Source organism: Streptomyces sp. NPDC025806 (genome assembly GCF_055558275.1).
In genome coordinates, this window is record NZ_JBVHMU010000002.1 from 688,599 (window position 1) to 703,999 (window position 15,401).

Here is a 15,401-nt window from a genome sequence, read left to right on the forward strand (position 1 = left end):
GTTCCACCACATGTTCGTCAGACGCGGCCAGTGCAATGCCTGCGACCAGCGGCGCTTTCCCCTCGTAGAAGTCGACGACATCTGATGACCCAGGAGCATTCATGACCGTCCAACACGCCACAGGGCCCACCACAACCGGGCGACTGCGCGCTGCCTGGACCAGCGCGCACGCCCCGGTGCCCGGCGTCCCCCGATGGATCCGGATCGCCGCCTGCGCGATCCCCTTCACGGTTCTTCCCTCCGGCCTGTGGCGGGTCGCAGCCGTCGTCTTCGACATCGGCGCTGACGGCGCACACGGTACGGGCCAACTCCCGGCGTGGCTTCCGGGGCCGGTGTACGTCATCGCCCTGTCGATCCTCTCCGAGCTACTGGCGTTCACCGCCGTCGGACTGATCGCCGCGTGGGGAGAGGCCGTCCCGCGCTGGATCCCGCTGCTCGGTGGCCGCCGCGTGCCGCCCCTCGCCGCTGTCATCCCCGCGGCCCTCGGCGCCGTGGTGCTGACGGTCCTGTGGACGGCCGCCTGGGTCACCGAGTTCGCCGGAGTCACTCTGCGAGGTGAACCGACCCCGGACAACTTCCCCACCCAGGCAGGTGGCTGGGAGGCGGCGATCTACTACGTGTGCTACCTCCCCCTCCTGCTGTGGGGGCCACTGCTCGCCGCCGTCACCTATGCCTACCATCGCCGCCGCACCCACTGACCGCACAACTACTCAACCGACGATGCAAGCGATATTTGCGAACCACAGTCCCCGGAGCACCTCGTGACGAGTCATGTCGAAGCACCTTCCTTGCCCGACCGGCTGCGAACTGCCTGGACGGCTGCACACACTCCGGTGGCCGGGGTGCCGCGCTGGGCGCGGACCGCGGCCCTGAGTATCCCGTTCGTCGTCCTGCCGACGTGCCTGTGGCGGATCGCGGTCCTCACCCTCCACCTACCGATCGCCCGCGGCGATCAAGGCTCCGGGGACATCCCCGCCTGGCTGCCCATGGAGCTGTACGCGGTGGTGCTGTCGATCTTCTCCGAGCTGCTGGCCTTCACCGCGGTCGGGCTCATCGCACGCTGGGGCGAGGAGTTTCCGCGGTGGATCCCCGTCCTGGGCGGACGGAGGGTTCCGATATCGGCAGCGGTCGTCCCCGCGGCTCTGGGCGCGGCCGTCCTGACGCTCATGTGGACAAGGGCGGCGATCACCAGCCCGTTCGGGAACGACATCCACGGAGGCGACGGACCCCTGGACTACCACCACTGGCAGGGAGCGCTGGCCATCACCGTCTACGCACCGCTTCTGCTGTGGGGCCCGCTACTAGCCGTGGTCACCCTGGCCTACTACCGTCGCCGCACCGCCGGACAAGGAAGTCACGAGACCAACGTGTCAAGCATCTCCTGAGGCCCTACATACGGGGAGTTCCACACGACCGTTGACATCCGTTGGGAGCAGCTGTCCGCCGGTCAGCAGGCCGCCAACCGCTCACACGCGAAGATCCGCGCACTCGTCGAACAGGCCATGGCTGCCCTCAAGTCCTGGCGACTCCTGCGCAAACTGCGCTGCTCCACCCATCGCCAGCCTCGTCCAGGCCATCCTCACCCTGCGCCTGGACTGCTCTATCTGAGGTTGGAAGACGCTCCGGGTCGAGCTCGGCGGCAGACGATCGCTGCCCTTCGATCGCCTCGCGGGCGCCGACGTGAGTGAGGCCGGTCTTGCCGCGAGGGGACATTTGTCATGGCGGATTCCTGACATTCGCTTCGTTGCTCCAGCGTCGGTCGCATCGCAGAATCGGATCGGAAGATCGACGGATTTTGTTGACAAGCGGGATGGAGGGGGCGATGTCTGTACGAAGGCGTACGCCGGAGTTGGTCGATGTCGGGACACCTGGCGAGGTACGCGGTGTGGTTCTGGTGCTGCCGGGAGGTTCGGTCCGGGGGCGGGGACGCTATCAGCGAGTGGCGGAGTGGGGACTGCGGCCGCTGATGGGCCGGTTGGCGGCGATCGATGGCGCGCAGGGGGTGGCGGTTCGATCGCTGCGGTATCGAGTGCGGGGCTGGAACGGAGATGCCGCGGATGCTCTCGTGGACACGCGGTGGGCGCTGGAGCGGATCCGGGAACAGGTCGGCACGGTACCCGTGGTGCTGATCGGCAACTCTATGGGAGGTCGCGCGGCCTTCTTGGCTGCCGGTGATCCGGCGGTCGCGGCAGTCGTGGGTGTGGCCCCGTGGCTGCCGGCGGGGGACCCGGTGGAACAGCTCGCCGGGCGGGAGGTGCTGATCGCGCACGGCGACCGGGACCGCAGTCAGGCCGGGGCTGCGTTGTCGCTGGAGTATGCGACTCGGGCGCGAGCCGTGGTGCCAGGAGCAGCGCGGGTGGAGATTCCGGGGGCCGGGCATTTTCTGTTGAAGGGGACGAAGGACTGCTTCGAGCTCTGTGCGGAGTTCGTTGTCCAGGTACTGACAGGGGCCGGCTGTGGGGAGATGCTGGCCCGGGCTCGGGGTGGGGATCTGCAGACGGTGCTGCCGATTCCATATCCGGGGGCTCGCGGATCGGCTGCGGATGGGAACGTCCACGGCTGATCCCGGGCTGCTTCACCCGCCGACGCCTGCCGCGTCGTCCCGTTCGATGAGCAGGACGGTCAACAGACTGCCGAGCACGGCGCCTGCCAGGACGACGGCCGTCATGGTCGTGATCCGCGGCCACGCGAACCGCCGTATTGGACTGCCTTCTCCCCGACCCGGGCGTCTGCGCCAAGTCCTGGCGCGCCCAGGGCCACTGTCCCGGAGGTTGAAAGGGCTGGGCTCAGGTGCCGGCCCTGGGCGTTGCGTGGCGCTCACTGCAGACACGGACGCCGAATCCCCCAGCTGCGTCTCGTCACGTGCAACAGTCAGTTCGAGGAGCGCGAGTAGAGGTTCCGGATCCGTCCTCACCGCGGCGGCGAACTCCTCGATGACGAGCCGGCCAGGGACTTGATCGCCGTTGAGAAAGCGACCCCAGGAGGACCGGCTGTAGTGCGTTCTGTCTGCCAGACGAGTGAAGCTCAGCTGCGCAGCCTCCTTGAGCCGCCGCATCTCCGCGAAGAGGTCGCCTCCCGAGGCATCGCCGCCTCCTCCAGCCGCCATTGGTCCCCTTGCCATCTGTACCTCCCTAGGTCTCTTGCCTCGTTCCGTCCCACGCCTGCGGCAGGTCAGGCGCGGGCAGCTGTGGGCGCGGCGGGCGGCCTGCCTTGTGGAGTCCGGTTCCGCCGTGGCCGACCGGAGCTATCGCCTTCCCAGCTCGTGGCGGTCGGCCCAGGCGCTGATCGACGCGGCCAGTTCTTCGGGGTGGTCCTCGGGGGAGTGGTGGCCGGCCGGGCCGTGGCGGGTGATTTCCAGGCCCGCGATGTTCTCCTCGCACCAGGCCACGGCGCCTTGGTCGGTCATCGCGCTGGGGCCCGGCTCGAATGCCGAGAGCAGTTTGGGGACTTCAGGGCTGGCGGCGAGCCAGGCGTCGTAGCGTTCGATGCGGGCTACGACGTCGGCGGGTTCGCCGTCCAGCGGCATCATGCGTGTCCATGCGAGCACCGGCCGACGGCTGTGCGGGGTCGGGAAGGGGCGACGGTAGGCCTCAAGGTCGGCCGGGTCGAGAGGTGTGTCCATCGTGTCCGGGAGGCCTTCGACGAACAGCGACTTCTCAAGAATTATTTCCTCGCCCACTCCGGGGGTGCGCAGCAGAGTGAACAACTCCCGCCCGGCAGCCGGGAACTCGTCCCCGACCAGCGGTTTGACGATCGTCTCGGTGAAGGCAAGGCCGCGAACGCGGTCCGGGAGACGCGCGGCCCGGTCGAAGGCGAGCGCGCCGCCCCAGTCGTGACCGATCAGAACCGCCTCGGCCAGACCCAGTGCGTCGAACCAGGCGTCGAGGTAGCGGGCGTGGTCGTCGAAGGAGTAGGTGATGTCGGGCTTTCCGGAGTCGCCCATGCCGATGAGGTCGGGGGCCAGGAGGCGGCGGCCGGGTGCGGCCACACCCGGCAGGACGTTCCGCCACAGGTGGGAGGAGGTGGGGTTGCCATGGAGGAAGACGAAAGGCAGCCCGTCGGGATCGCCGGACTCGCGGTAATGGACGGTGGAGTCGAGGACGGGGAGAGTGGGCATCGCGGTGTCACTTCACTTTTCGGTCAGAGGTTGAGGCTCAGGACGTGGTCGACGGCGATCTCGATGGCGACCAGGTCCGGCGGGGTGGGCGGGGCCGCCCGGTAGCGGGCGGTGTACCGGCGGACGGCCTCGGCCAGGCGGGCAGGATCGTCGGTGACGGCGGCCTGGCCCTCGAGGGTGATCCAGCGGAAGCCGACCGCCTGACAGAGCGCGACACGGGCCGCCGGGCCGCCCGCCCTCACGTTCAGGGCCTTGCGGGCTTCGGCACGGGTGGTCACCCGGGCCAGGCCGGTGGCCGCGTCGAAGGTGAAGCGGACCGGCGCGGCGTGCGGGGTGCCGTCGGGACGCTGGGTCGTGAGGACGGCGATGTGGGGGCCGGTGAGGAACCCCTGTGCGGAGCGCGGGAGTTCCAAGGCGGGCGCCTTTGCCCGGCTCACTTCTTCTTCACGCCCTCGTTCCAGATGAGCTTGGCGATGTTCGGCTTGACGTCCGTCGTGATGACGCCCATGGCGGAATGGACGTAGCGCCGGTCCTCCAGTTCGCGCAGCATGCTCGCGGCGAGGTCGGTGCGGGCGGTGAAGACGCCGTCCGCGCTGGTCTCGGCGGTGCGGTAGTCCGTGACGACGGGGTGCTCGAAGAGGCCTGAGGGCCGGACGAGCGTCCAGTCGAGTTCGGTGCGGCGGATCAGGTCCTCCATGCGGCGCATGTCGTCGTGGAGGGTGCGGCCAAGGCGCCGGTTCACCAGCGGGTCGAGCACATGGTTGAAGAAGTGCGCGCCGGTGGGACGCCAGTCGGGGTCGGCGATGCTCGAGCTGACGGCGAGGAGCCGCTTGATGCCGTGGTGGTTCATGGCCTCGGTGATGGCCGTGGCGCTCGCCGAGTACGTGGTGATGGTCTCCTTGCTGAAGCGTGCGCCCAGCGCGGACAGGACCGCGTCCGCCCCGGTCAGCGCGGCGTCGACAGCGGCCGGATCGGTGGCGTCGGCGACGGCCACGGTGAGACCGGGCCGCGCGGAGGACAGGGAGCCGGGACGGCGGGTCACGGCGACCACCTCGTGACCGGCGGCGAGGGCCTGGTCGGTGAGGTGGCGGCCGGTCGGCCCGTTGGCGCCGAAGACTGCGATGCGCATGGTGTCGGGTCATCCCTTCGTGTGGTGATCGGAACGCCCTTGACTGTGCCGAGCACGCAACGCAGGCTCAACGCTGATGAATAACGCCGCCGCTGCCCCTGCCCGCCGCCGAGGCCGCCCCCGCGGCAATCCGCCGACCCGCGAATCGATCGTCCCGGCCGCCCGCACGCTGTTTTTGGAGCGCGGATACAAGAGCACCACGGTGCGCGCCGTGGCCGCGGCGGCCGGCGTCGACCCGGCACTGATCGCCTATCACTTCGGCTCGAAGAAAGGCCTGTTCGCGGACGTGATGCAGTTCCAGTGCGCCAACGCGCTGGCGGTGGACGACGTGCTTGGCGGCGACCCGGCCACCCTCCCCGGCCGGCTCATCGACGCGGTGACCGGCCTGTGGGAAGACGCCGACTTCCGCCGGCTCACCGCCCAGGGTGACGAGGCCGCCGAAGTGATCCGCGAATACCTGGAACACGAGCTGCTGGCCCGGCTTGTTGAATTTCTCGGCGGCCGGGACGCGACCGCCCGTGCCACGGCCGTGGTGACGATCCTCGGCGGTCTCATCTACACCCGCTACCTCAACCCCCTGCCCACCCCGGCCGCACTCAGCCCGGTCGAGACCCGCCACATTCTCGCCCCGGCCCTGCGCGCGGCCCTGGCCCCGAGACCGCGCACCCCGAAAACCACCGGAGCGGGCCGCCGGGGCTCGCCGCCTCCTGGGTGAGGCGCCCGCCGCGAAACTGCGCGTGCTGCCGGCGCTAGGTCCTGTCTGATAACGCTCAAAGCCGGACCTCGGCGCCCTGCCTGCTGTGCTGCTCAGTGCTGAGTCCGCCGCTGCCGGGTCCGAACAGGACGCCGAGGTCCGGCGCATGCGGTGGGTTGTCGCGGAGGGACATCGCAGAGCACGCGTGGCCGCGCGGCTTGGGTCGGTCGTGGCTCGCGAGGGAGGGGTGAATCGCCTTCACCGATCCGGCCCTCCACGTCGGCATCGGCCAGGACCGCAGGCGAACAGGCTGGCCCACGTGCCGTTATCGCCGTCAAGACTCTTGCTGAATTTTCTGCAGACTCATGAAAACTTCGCAGCGTGATGTGCCCAGGAAGGCAGCCTCGGCCGGGCTAAAGGGGCGTGCTCAGGCCTGTCGGGTCGGGAGGACGATCGCCTGGCGCAGGTTCACCCGGCGCGGGCGGCTCGTCGTGTACGCGATCAGGTCGGCGATGTCCTGCGACGTGAGGCCGCTCAGCGCCTCGAACATGCCGTCCAGCTGCTGCGACAGCTCCGCGTTGTCGACGTGCGAGGCCAGCTCCGACTCGGTCAGACCCGGCTCGATGTTGGTGACCCGCACGTCGCGCGGGCCCAGCTCGGTGCGCAGCGACTCCGAGAGGTAGGTCAGCGCGGCCTTCGTCGCCCCGTACACCGCGTAGTTCGGGAACGGGATGTGCGCGCCGATCGAGGAGATGTTCACGAGGTCCGCGGTGCCGCCCGCCTCCGCCGTAGCGATCAGGTCGGGGACGAACGCGCGGATGACGCGCAGCGCGCCCGCGACGTTCGTGTCGAGCATCCGCTGCCACTCGTCGGCCCGGCCGTCGGTCACCGGGTTCGGCAGCATGACCCCGGCCGCGTTCACGACGAGGTCGACCCGGCCGAACGTGGCGCGGACCCGGTCGGCCGCCGCGTCCACCGCGTCCTGGTCCGTGATGTCGGTGGGCAGCGCCAGGGCCTGGCCGCCGTCCGCGGTGATCTTCTCCGCCAGCTCGGTCAGCCGGTCGGCGCGCCGGGCGAGCAGCACGACCCGGGCGCCGTGCGCGGCCAGGAGGCGGGCGGTCGCGGCGCCCATGCCGCTGGCGGCGCCGGTGACGAGGGCGGTACGGCCGGAGAGGGCGGAGTACGTCATGGTGGGCTCCCGGAGTGTGGGTGACCGGCCTCGGCTGGCTGCCTCGGCTTCGGTCTCGGTGTGAGCACCACTGTGGTCGGGACCCGGCGCCCTACCCAGGGCTCGGCTGTTCCTGGGTCCGGCAGTACCAGGATGGGAACGCGCCGGGTGCCTAGGATCAAGGGCATGACTGAAGCGGGGGAGTTGGGCGGCGTCGGGGAGTTCCTGCGGTCGCGGCGGGCGCGGGTGCGGCCCGAGGACGTGGGGCTCGCGACGTACGGGCGGCGCCGGGTACCGGGGCTGCGCCGCGAGGAGGTCGCGCAGCTCGCCGGGGTGAGCGTCGACTACTACATCCGCCTGGAGCAGGGCCGCGGCACGGCCGTGTCGGACGCGGTGCTCGACGCCGTCGCCCGCGTGCTGCGCCTGGACGACACCGAGCGGTCCTATCTGCACTCGGTGGCCCGGCCGGCCCCCCGGGGAAAGGTCCGCCCGTCCGGGCAGCAGGTGCGGCCCGGGCTGCGGCTGCTGCTCGACACGATCGACAGGGCGCCCGCGTTCGTCCTCGGCCGCCGCATGGACGTCCTGGCGTGGAACGCGCTGGGCGGAGCCGTCGCCGGCTTCCCCCGGTGGGAGCCCGGGAAGCGGAACATGCTGCGGCACGTGTTCCTCGATCCGGCCGCCCGCGCGCTGTACCCGGAGTGGCCCGCGGTCGCCGCCGAGACCGTCGCGTACCTGCGGCTCGACGCGGGCCTGCACCCCGAGGACCCCCGACTGGCCACACTGGTCGGCGAGTTGTCGCTCGCCAGCGAGGACTTCCGGCGGCTGTGGGCGGACCACGAGGTCAAGGCGAAGACCTGCGGGGTGAAGCGCCTGACCCACCCCGTCGCGGGCGAGCTCGAACTGCCCTACGAGACCCTGACGGTGTCCGGTGAACCGGACCAGGCCCTCGTCGTCTACACCCCGCGCCCCGGTTCGGAGACGGAGGAACGGCTGCGGCTGCTGGCCAGCTGGGCCACGGCCGCAGCCGAGTCCTCCTGAACTGCATCGCCCACCGCGAGAATCCCGAGGCCAGGGTGGCCGGTGCCTCGAAGGAGTCTGCCATCAGCGGTCGCGGCGGCTGTCGACGGGCTGGATACTTGCCGCCTCTTCCCGCGCTCGCTGGTTCGCGTGCCGACGCGGGGGAACCGTGGCCCCTCCCACGGGCTTCCAGAAGACGGCACACGACAGCTTGATACCCGCCGTCGTGTTCGTAGCGCTCCGGGCGTCGACGCTGGTGGACACAACCAAAGTCTGTGCTGCACGCCGTGCAGGTAGCCCGTGGCGTCTCGGCCGGAGCCGCGGCCGTGTGGCGCGTCGTGCGGGGCGCCTGATGCGCTTCGATAAACAGCGGCAGCAGGTCCGAGACGCCCCAGGAATCCGAGCCTGCTACGGCTCCGCACTGTCGATTCCATGTTGCCCTCCCTTCCGCCGTGACGGGCGGGACGGCTGGTGGGACGCCCTGAGACCGTCGAACGGAAGCGGGCCGTGTACGTTCATGAGCACGGTGCCCGCGCCGATGCGCGCATCACGCTGACCGAGTGGGGCCGTGGTCGCGGGCGGCCGACCATCACAGAGGTGCCCCAGCCGCGCTCCGCCGCCGTGCGTCTGCAGTGCGGCAACCGGGTCGCGTGCTCGCTACATCAGAAGAGCCGCTTCGTTGATGCGGGCGATGCTTCCGGCGGGTCGCGTCGGCGATGATGTGGCGGGCGTTTCACGAGGTGCGTGTGCTGACCGCCGTGCCGCGACGCGCATGGCTTCACCGGTGAAGCGGCCCATGCAGGGCTTTGCAGAAAGGTCTGCAGGTGCTCGCAGTGGTCGCATCGGTGGTCGATGCACTGGGAGCGAGCCCGGTCAGGAGGTAACCGGCCAGGGCAAGGCCTCGAGCACGGTTGCGGGTGTGAGCGAGGCGGCCTGCGCCAGATCTGAACGAGTCCCATAGCCCCGTACGGTGCGGGCGTTGAGTGTTCCAGTGATCAGAGTTGGGCAAGGATGTCCTTGGCCTTGCCGATCACGGTGTCGAGCTGTCGGCGGTCGGCGTCGAGTGCCGTCTGGTTCTTCGCGATGTACTGCTTCTGGATCCGCGATTCTGCCTCGTGCCAGACCTCGGCGACCTTGTAGGTGTGGCGGCAGTTGATGTCGGCCATGGCCGTGGCAATTTCCTGGGACGACACCTCGTTGGGTCCGGGCTGGAAGCGGGGGTCATCGTTGGCGTCCATGGGCGCTTTGTATCGGAAGCCTTTCGCCCGCATACAGGCGGACCACTGTGCGAATACGGCCTTCACCTGTGGGGCCTGTTGGGAGGCAGGATATGAATCGTTGGTCAGCCTCTGCACGAGTGGGGTCAGGCCGTGGCTCGGGCTGCCCAGTGTGCGGCGGGCTTCACCGAAGCACCCCCCTGCCGGAACCTTCTTACCGCCCACCACACCGCGTCTGGCGTCGGGGCTGGCGTCGGCCAGCAGCTCTGCTGGGGCGTCGGAGCCGCTCAGAGCGACCTGGGTGTCGACGGATTCCTTCGGCTTGGCGTCCTGGGCACGCAGTGCAGCGTCGTACCGCCTTTGCTGTTCGGCGTCCGGCTGGTAGCCGCGTTTCGCCGACAACTGCGGGTCGTGGATGCCGTAGCGCCAGTCGAGCATGTTCTTGGGGCCGATTGGCGGGAGTCCAGGGTCCGCCTGCCAATCGATGCCGAGTTTCTTCATGCACTGTCGGACCAGCCGGAGTTCGGCTTCTCCGATGGTCTGCTCCTCGGTCTTGGTGGGCCGGTAAGCCTGCATGGGGAGAGTCCAGGTGGACGGGTCGTCTGCGCCCGGTGCTGCGTGGGCGGCGGCAGCAGAGGCTGGTGGACCTTGACTCTCGTCGGACTGACCGGACGAGCATCCAGCGACTGCGAGGAGGGCCACGGTCAGAGCCGCTCCTGTTCCGTAGACCTTTCGGCGGCCTTGTGCCATGAGGTGTTTCCTCGCATGTGCCGGTGCCCCTGAAGGGGTTTGGAAATGGGGGGTGAGGCGCCCCGGTGGCGGGCGGCCGTTCGGGTCGGAGGCCCGCCACCGGGGAGGTACCTGTCAGGGAGCCCAGGAGACCCGCTCGAACTTGATGGAGCGGTTCTCGTTCTTGGTGCTGGTCAGGTTGCTGCCGTAGTGCGGTGAGAAGTAGTCGCTGGCGCCCTTGTACCCGGAGTTGTAGTAGACCGTCGCGCAGTAGTAGTCGTACCAGTTGTAGGCGGAGGCGGCGTTGTTCATCACCTTCTGGCCTTCGCCGTTGCCGGTGCCGTAGCAGTAAGTCAGAGGGTGAGTGAAGCCGTCGCCGCCCCATACGGCGCCGAGGTCCCAGATGGGGTGCCCCATGTTGATCCAGGCGCCCTGATAACCCGAGTTGTAGTAGAAGCGGAATCGGAACTCGTCGGTGTGTTCGCCGCAACGGTCATAGATGTTGTTGTACTGGTCCCAGTCGTTGGCGAGGGTCGGGTTGCCCTCGGCGAGCGAGGGCGTCATGGAAGTGAGCGTGGCGGCCGCCACGACGCCGGCCAGGGCCGCGGCCCGCAGACGTCTGCGCCGCTTGTGTGAAGAGTTCTTCATACGGGGTGTCTCCTTGAAGGCAAAGGGGATCCGGGCCTGCCGCCGCAGCGCATCAATACCTGCCGACAGGCCGGTGGCGTGAGGGCACGGAATGGCGCAGTGCGCGCCGCAGCAAGGGTGGGAAGAGAGCGGGCCCCAGAGCCGCCAGGCCGCGGGGCCGATGCTCGGAACACTAGGGCGTGCGGGGCGTGTTCGGCCGTCCCAGTGCGTCCCGGGACATCTCGGATGCCGGCGGTCCCGGGAGACGGGTGTCCCGTGAGACGGGCGACGGCGTCTCAGGGACGCTGCGGCGTAGAGGGACGCGGTTGGGCGTCCTAGCGTTCTCGCGACCGGCTTCCCCGGGACCGAGCTCCTGCCGAGGCCTCGGAGGGGACCGGAATGTCATCAACGTCCTGTGCCGGTAAGGCGTTCAGCGCGCCGGCAGGGCACCGCAGGCCAGGGGCGGAACGAGTCGGGCTCACCTGCGCGCCCCTCGATCGGGCAGTGGTGCGCACGCACTACCGGTAGCGGGGCGGTCTCCTCACGAAACGGAAGCCATGTACCTATTCAAGAGATTGTGTCGGGGCAGACGTGCGGCGGTCACCGCCGTGGCTGCGCTGACGCTGTGCACCGGGGCGATGGGTTCGGCGACGGCTGATCCTGGCCCGCCAGCGCGGGCCACGGACGCGCAGCGTGCTGCGGCCGCCGGGGACACTACCCGGCCCGCCCCTGGGGTGAAGCCGTCGGCGGTGCCGTCCCGGGATCGCTCGAAGCTGCTGGGATCACGCTGGAAGACATCGAAGGACCAGGCCTGGGCGACCAGCGGTGACGCGGCCGGCTTCCATGTGATGGTGGCCGACGCGGTGTCGGGCTACGCGTGGCGCACGGCAGCGACGTTGACCGAGCCTGGCTTCGACACCGATATGTGGGTCGGCAACGCGTGCCTGACGGAGTCGGGCAGGCGTGCCGTGGTGGTCTATGCGCCGCGTACGTTCACCAACAGGACCGAGCTGTTCGACCGGGGCGGATTCACGGCGGTTGTCGACTTGGCCACGGGCGCGGTGCGCAAGCTGCCGTTGCAGTCCTCCTTGGCCTACTACAACCCCGGCTGTGGTCTGGGGGAGAGCGCGGCTCTCACCCAGGCGGGTGCCGAGGACAAGAAGCAGACCAGGCTCGTGGCACTCGACGCGGCCACCGGAAAGCTTGGCCGGCGGGTCGCGGTATCCGGTCAGGTCACTTCTGCGATTCCGCTGAAAGAGGGCGGTTTCGCGGCGGCGGACGGCGCCCGGGTGGTGAAGGTGACGGCGAGCGGAAGGCGAGCGACGCTGGTGGCGACCAGCCGGGTGCCGTTCCGGCTGTCGCAGGACTCCGACGGCGGCATCGTCTTCATGGACCAGGGCAAGGGCGGCAAGGCGAAGGTTGCCCGTCTCGCCCGTGGGGCCCAGACAGCGCAGACTCTCGCTTCCGGCCGGTGGGGCCAGCTGGGGCTGTCCCGAGGCGCGCACGGACGCACCTACATCACCGGCGCCGCGACGAGCACTACCTCGAAACTGCCTGGCGCCGTACGACGGCTGACCGGCACGCCCAAGGACGTCACCATCTCCACGCTCGGCACCGCGGTGGTGACCCGTACGGCGTGGGCGGACCGGAAGAACTCACGGGGTGCGCGGGGCGGCGATTCCGGTGAGCGCGCCGTCGACATCGATCTCATGGTCCGCGGTACCGGCCGGAAGGTCGCCTTCACGGTCGCGCCGGGCGCGCGGACCGGGACGCACGAAGCGCAGGGCAGGGCTCTGTCGCCCGCCCTCGGTGCCGCTGCCCCGGCCGGCAAGACAGTGAAGCGATCGTCCATGGCCGCCGCCACCGGTTCGCAGAGCAACCCCGTCGAGGACGAGCGGTACTGCTCCGTGCCGCGCAACGATCCGCGCAACCAGGCGATGCAGCCCAAGCCGCGGCAGGTTGAGTGGGCGGTGGACCAGGCCATCCTGGGCAACCTCAACGCGAAGATCTCCCGCCCCGCGAACTGGAAGAACCAAGCGATGCCGGCCTACCAGCCGCAGACCCTTTTCCCGCCGCACGCCCTGGACGGCGGCGGCCATGTGCCCGCGCAGGTGATGCTGGGCATCACCGCCCAGGAATCCAACCTGTGGCAGGCATCCCGCATCGCCGTGCCCGGCGTCACGTCGAGCCCGCTGATCGGCAACTACTACGGCCGCCGGATCTACAACCGCGAAGACCGGGACGACTGGGACATCCACTGGGACGAGGCCGACTGCGGTTACGGGATCACCCAGATCACCGACGGCATGCGGCTGGCCGGTCACGAGAAGCCCGGCGAGACAGCGCTGCCGTACAACACCCAGCGCGCGGTCGCCCTGGACTACACCGCCAACCTTTCGGCGGGCCTGCAGAACCTGCAGGACAAATGGAACGAAACCAAACGGGCCGGCCTGACAATCAACGACGGAGACTCGTCGAAGATCGAGAACTGGTTCTTCGCAGTCTGGGCGTACAACTCGGGCTTCCACGCCAACGCAGGCTGCTGTGAGCCGTGGGGCGTCGGCTGGGCCAACAACCCTGCCAATCCGAACTACGTGGCAGACCGCCCGGCGTTCATGGACAAGACCGCCGCGGACGCCGCGCACCCGCAGGACTGGCCGTACCAGGAGAAGGTCCTCGGGTTTGCCGCCCATCCACCGGAGGGCCTGGAGTCCCCCGGCAAGATGGTTCCGGCCTTCCGACCCGCCTGGTGGAACGGGGACGACGCCACTGCCCCCACCTACCGTACGGCCGTCAAGCCGCCGGAAGCCGCCTTCTGCAACGACACGAACTACTGCGACCCGAGCAAGATCAGCAACAACGCGGGCAACGACGAGTACGGTCCCTGCCGGCACCGGGACGCTGACGGTGTCTGGGACTTCAAGTGCTGGTGGAACCAGCCCGTCACCTGGAAGACGAACTGCTCCTACACCTGCGGCAACGAATTGATCCGGTTCAACAGCACCTACAGCGAGGAGGCGGACGGTACCGCCTACCCGCCGGCCTGCGACTACAGCTCTCTCCTTCCGGGCACGACGCTCATCGACGATGTCGACGGACAGCCCTCTGCCCGGCCGAACTGCCCGCAGCCCAACAACGCAGGCTCCTTCGCACTCGACTTCGCCCCGGACAGCAAGGGCACATACCGGTCCAAGATCGATTTCCATCAGATCGGCGGCGGCTTCGGCGGCCATTTCTGGTTCGCACACGGGACGACCGATCCGGAGTTCCGCGTCACCGGCACCTGGAAGCCGGACAACGCGATCAACGGCTGGACCCGTATCAAGGTGCACATGCCCGATCACGGAGCCTGGAACCGGCAGGCCGACTACAAGATCAACCTGGGCGACGGGCGGACCCGCCACCGGGTCGTCAACCAGGCATACCAGGCCAACACCTGGGTTGACCTCGGCGCGTTCCCGCTCGCGGGCAACGCCAGTGTCCAGCTCAGCAACGTGACCCTGAACGGCCAGTACGACGACCTCGCCTTCGACGCCCTCGAGTTCGTCCCCACCACTAAGCCGCAGGTGTCGTACGTGGCGATGGGCGACTCCTACTCGGCCGGCGAGGGCGTGGAGGCATACGACAAGAACAGCGACTGGAACAACAGCGGAAGCCCCAAGGACGCCTGCCACCGCTCCGCTGCGGGCTCTTACCCCCGCATGGTCACCCAGCCCGGCCACAGCCCGACCATCGAGCAGGAGGCCAAGAGCGGTGCGGGCACCACCAACTTCGCGTTCATCGCCTGCTCCGGATCCACCACACCCAGCATCAGCAACGCCGCCGTCGACGACCCGCCCACCGCAGCCGACGCGGCCGGGTACACCGACTGGGGCCACGGCGACAGCCACTTCGGCGAGATACCCCAGGTCGACCAGGGCTGGCTGGACGAGGACACCACCCTCGTGACCCTCTCCGTCGGCGGCAACGACTCCCGCTTCGCGGACGTCATCGGCGGCTGCACCATCTTCAATACGCGATGCGAGATCAGCGACTACCGCCTGACGCGCCGGAGCAACCACGTAGTCGACCCCGAACCACTGGGCACGTACGAGCCAAAAGTAATCAAGGACATGCTGCCGGCCCACCTCAAGGCCGTCTACCGCGACGTAGCTGCGAAGGCGCCCAACGCGCGGATCATCGTCCTCGGCTACCCGCAACTCTTCCCCGATACCCCGCTGGACGTCTGCAGCGGTATGTGGCCGTCGACACAGACCTTCCTCAACGGCTTCAGCAAGGACCTCACCGAGGCCATCGGAGGGGCCGTCAAGGACGTCGCGGCCGAAGGTGTCGACATCCGATTCGTCGACCCCACCCCGGCCTGGAAGACCCACTGGATCTGCTCACCGACCGGCGAGGAATGGACCAACGGCACCATTGCCTACTCACAGTCCGGCAGCTCCGGCTCCGACCAAGAGATTCCCGGCGCGGGCAGCTTCCATCCCAAGAAGGCCGGCCATGTCAAGTTCGCCGAGCTGATCAACGCCGAGATCGCCAAGCTAGCCTGACCCCATCCCCTTCCCCGGACTGACACCACAGTCCGGACGGCCCGGCCCATCGAGCGCCCGCGCCCTAACGGCGCGGGCGCTCTCATGTTTGTTCTGCGACAGGCCCGAGTGCAGCAAGCTGAGTATCGCCTCCCAGTCAGTGACTGTCCGGGATCG

Annotated in this window: 12 protein-coding genes and 2 pseudogenes; 7 read left to right on the forward strand and 7 right to left on the reverse strand. The window is 69.1% G+C overall.

Annotated elements, in window-relative coordinates; all coding sequences use genetic code 11:
* Nucleotides 1-101: 101 nt before the first annotated feature.
* The 4 genes and pseudogenes from ACZ4E1_RS06800 to ACZ4E1_RS06815 all read left to right on the forward strand — a co-directional run bounded on the left by ACZ4E1_RS06800 (nt 102) and on the right by ACZ4E1_RS06815 (nt 2,563).
* Nucleotides 102-698, forward strand: coding sequence for a hypothetical protein (locus ACZ4E1_RS06800; protein WP_467536514.1), 597 nt, complete (start codon nt 102-104; stop codon nt 696-698).
* Nucleotides 699-833: 135 nt separating this feature from the next.
* Nucleotides 834-1,385, forward strand: coding sequence for a hypothetical protein (locus ACZ4E1_RS06805; protein ID WP_467536516.1), 552 nt, complete (start codon nt 834-836; stop codon nt 1,383-1,385).
* A gap of 39 nt (nt 1,386-1,424) precedes the next feature.
* Nucleotides 1,425-1,608, forward strand: a pseudogene (locus ACZ4E1_RS06810) (transposase family protein); the annotation flags it as partial.
* Nucleotides 1,609-1,885: 277 nt separating this feature from the next.
* On the forward strand, nt 1,886-2,563 hold the full coding sequence (locus ACZ4E1_RS06815) for an alpha/beta hydrolase (protein WP_467536517.1): 678 nt from the start codon (nt 1,886-1,888) through the stop codon (nt 2,561-2,563).
* 336 nt (nt 2,564-2,899) lie between these two features.
* Here ACZ4E1_RS06815 and ACZ4E1_RS06820 read toward each other — a convergent pair.
* The 4 genes and pseudogenes from ACZ4E1_RS06820 to ACZ4E1_RS06835 all read right to left on the reverse strand — a co-directional run.
* Nucleotides 2,900-3,121, reverse strand: a pseudogene (locus ACZ4E1_RS06820) (helix-turn-helix domain-containing protein); the annotation flags it as partial.
* Nucleotides 3,122-3,244: 123 nt separating this feature from the next.
* A complete protein-coding gene (locus ACZ4E1_RS06825) occupies nt 3,245-4,117 on the reverse strand; it encodes a haloalkane dehalogenase (protein ID WP_467536519.1) in 873 nt (290 codons plus the stop codon).
* A gap of 23 nt (nt 4,118-4,140) precedes the next feature.
* Nucleotides 4,141-4,530, reverse strand: a complete 390-nt coding sequence (locus ACZ4E1_RS06830) for a pyridoxamine 5'-phosphate oxidase family protein (RefSeq protein WP_467536522.1) — start codon at nt 4,528-4,530, stop codon at nt 4,141-4,143.
* A 20-nt stretch (nt 4,531-4,550) separates the two neighbouring features.
* Nucleotides 4,551-5,246 (reverse strand): NAD(P)-dependent oxidoreductase, encoded by a 696-nt coding sequence (locus ACZ4E1_RS06835; RefSeq protein ID WP_467536525.1) that lies wholly within the window; start codon nt 5,244-5,246, stop codon nt 4,551-4,553.
* 76 nt (nt 5,247-5,322) lie between these two features.
* Here ACZ4E1_RS06835 and ACZ4E1_RS06840 point away from each other — a divergent pair, with 76 nt between their 5' ends.
* Nucleotides 5,323-5,961, forward strand: a complete 639-nt coding sequence (locus tag ACZ4E1_RS06840; protein ID WP_467536526.1) for a TetR/AcrR family transcriptional regulator — start codon at nt 5,323-5,325, stop codon at nt 5,959-5,961.
* Nucleotides 5,962-6,367: 406 nt separating this feature from the next.
* Here ACZ4E1_RS06840 and ACZ4E1_RS06845 read toward each other — a convergent pair whose 3' ends face one another.
* Nucleotides 6,368-7,129 (reverse strand): SDR family oxidoreductase, encoded by a 762-nt coding sequence (locus tag ACZ4E1_RS06845; RefSeq protein WP_467536529.1) that lies wholly within the window; start codon nt 7,127-7,129, stop codon nt 6,368-6,370.
* 165 nt (nt 7,130-7,294) lie between these two features.
* Between ACZ4E1_RS06845 and ACZ4E1_RS06850 the strand changes: the two genes are divergently transcribed.
* Complete coding sequence (locus tag ACZ4E1_RS06850; RefSeq protein WP_467536532.1) at nt 7,295-8,146, forward strand: helix-turn-helix transcriptional regulator; 852 nt, start codon at nt 7,295-7,297, stop codon at nt 8,144-8,146.
* A gap of 974 nt (nt 8,147-9,120) precedes the next feature.
* Here the strand turns inward: ACZ4E1_RS06850 and ACZ4E1_RS06855 are convergent.
* Together ACZ4E1_RS06855 and ACZ4E1_RS06860 are read right to left on the reverse strand one after the other, a co-directional pair.
* The gene (locus tag ACZ4E1_RS06855) at nt 9,121-9,918 is read right to left on the reverse strand and encodes a hypothetical protein (RefSeq protein ID WP_467536534.1); all 798 of its coding nucleotides are present in this window, start codon (nt 9,916-9,918) and stop codon (nt 9,121-9,123) included.
* A gap of 288 nt (nt 9,919-10,206) precedes the next feature.
* Entirely contained in the window at nt 10,207-10,719 is a 513-nt protein-coding gene (locus ACZ4E1_RS06860) for a hypothetical protein (protein WP_467536536.1), read from the reverse strand.
* A 587-nt stretch (nt 10,720-11,306) separates the two neighbouring features.
* On the opposite strand from ACZ4E1_RS06860, the gene ACZ4E1_RS06865 reads away from it, so the two are divergent.
* Complete coding sequence (locus tag ACZ4E1_RS06865; protein ID WP_467536538.1) at nt 11,307-15,245, forward strand: golvesin C-terminal-like domain-containing protein; 3,939 nt, start codon at nt 11,307-11,309, stop codon at nt 15,243-15,245.
* Nucleotides 15,246-15,401: the final 156 nt, after the last annotated feature.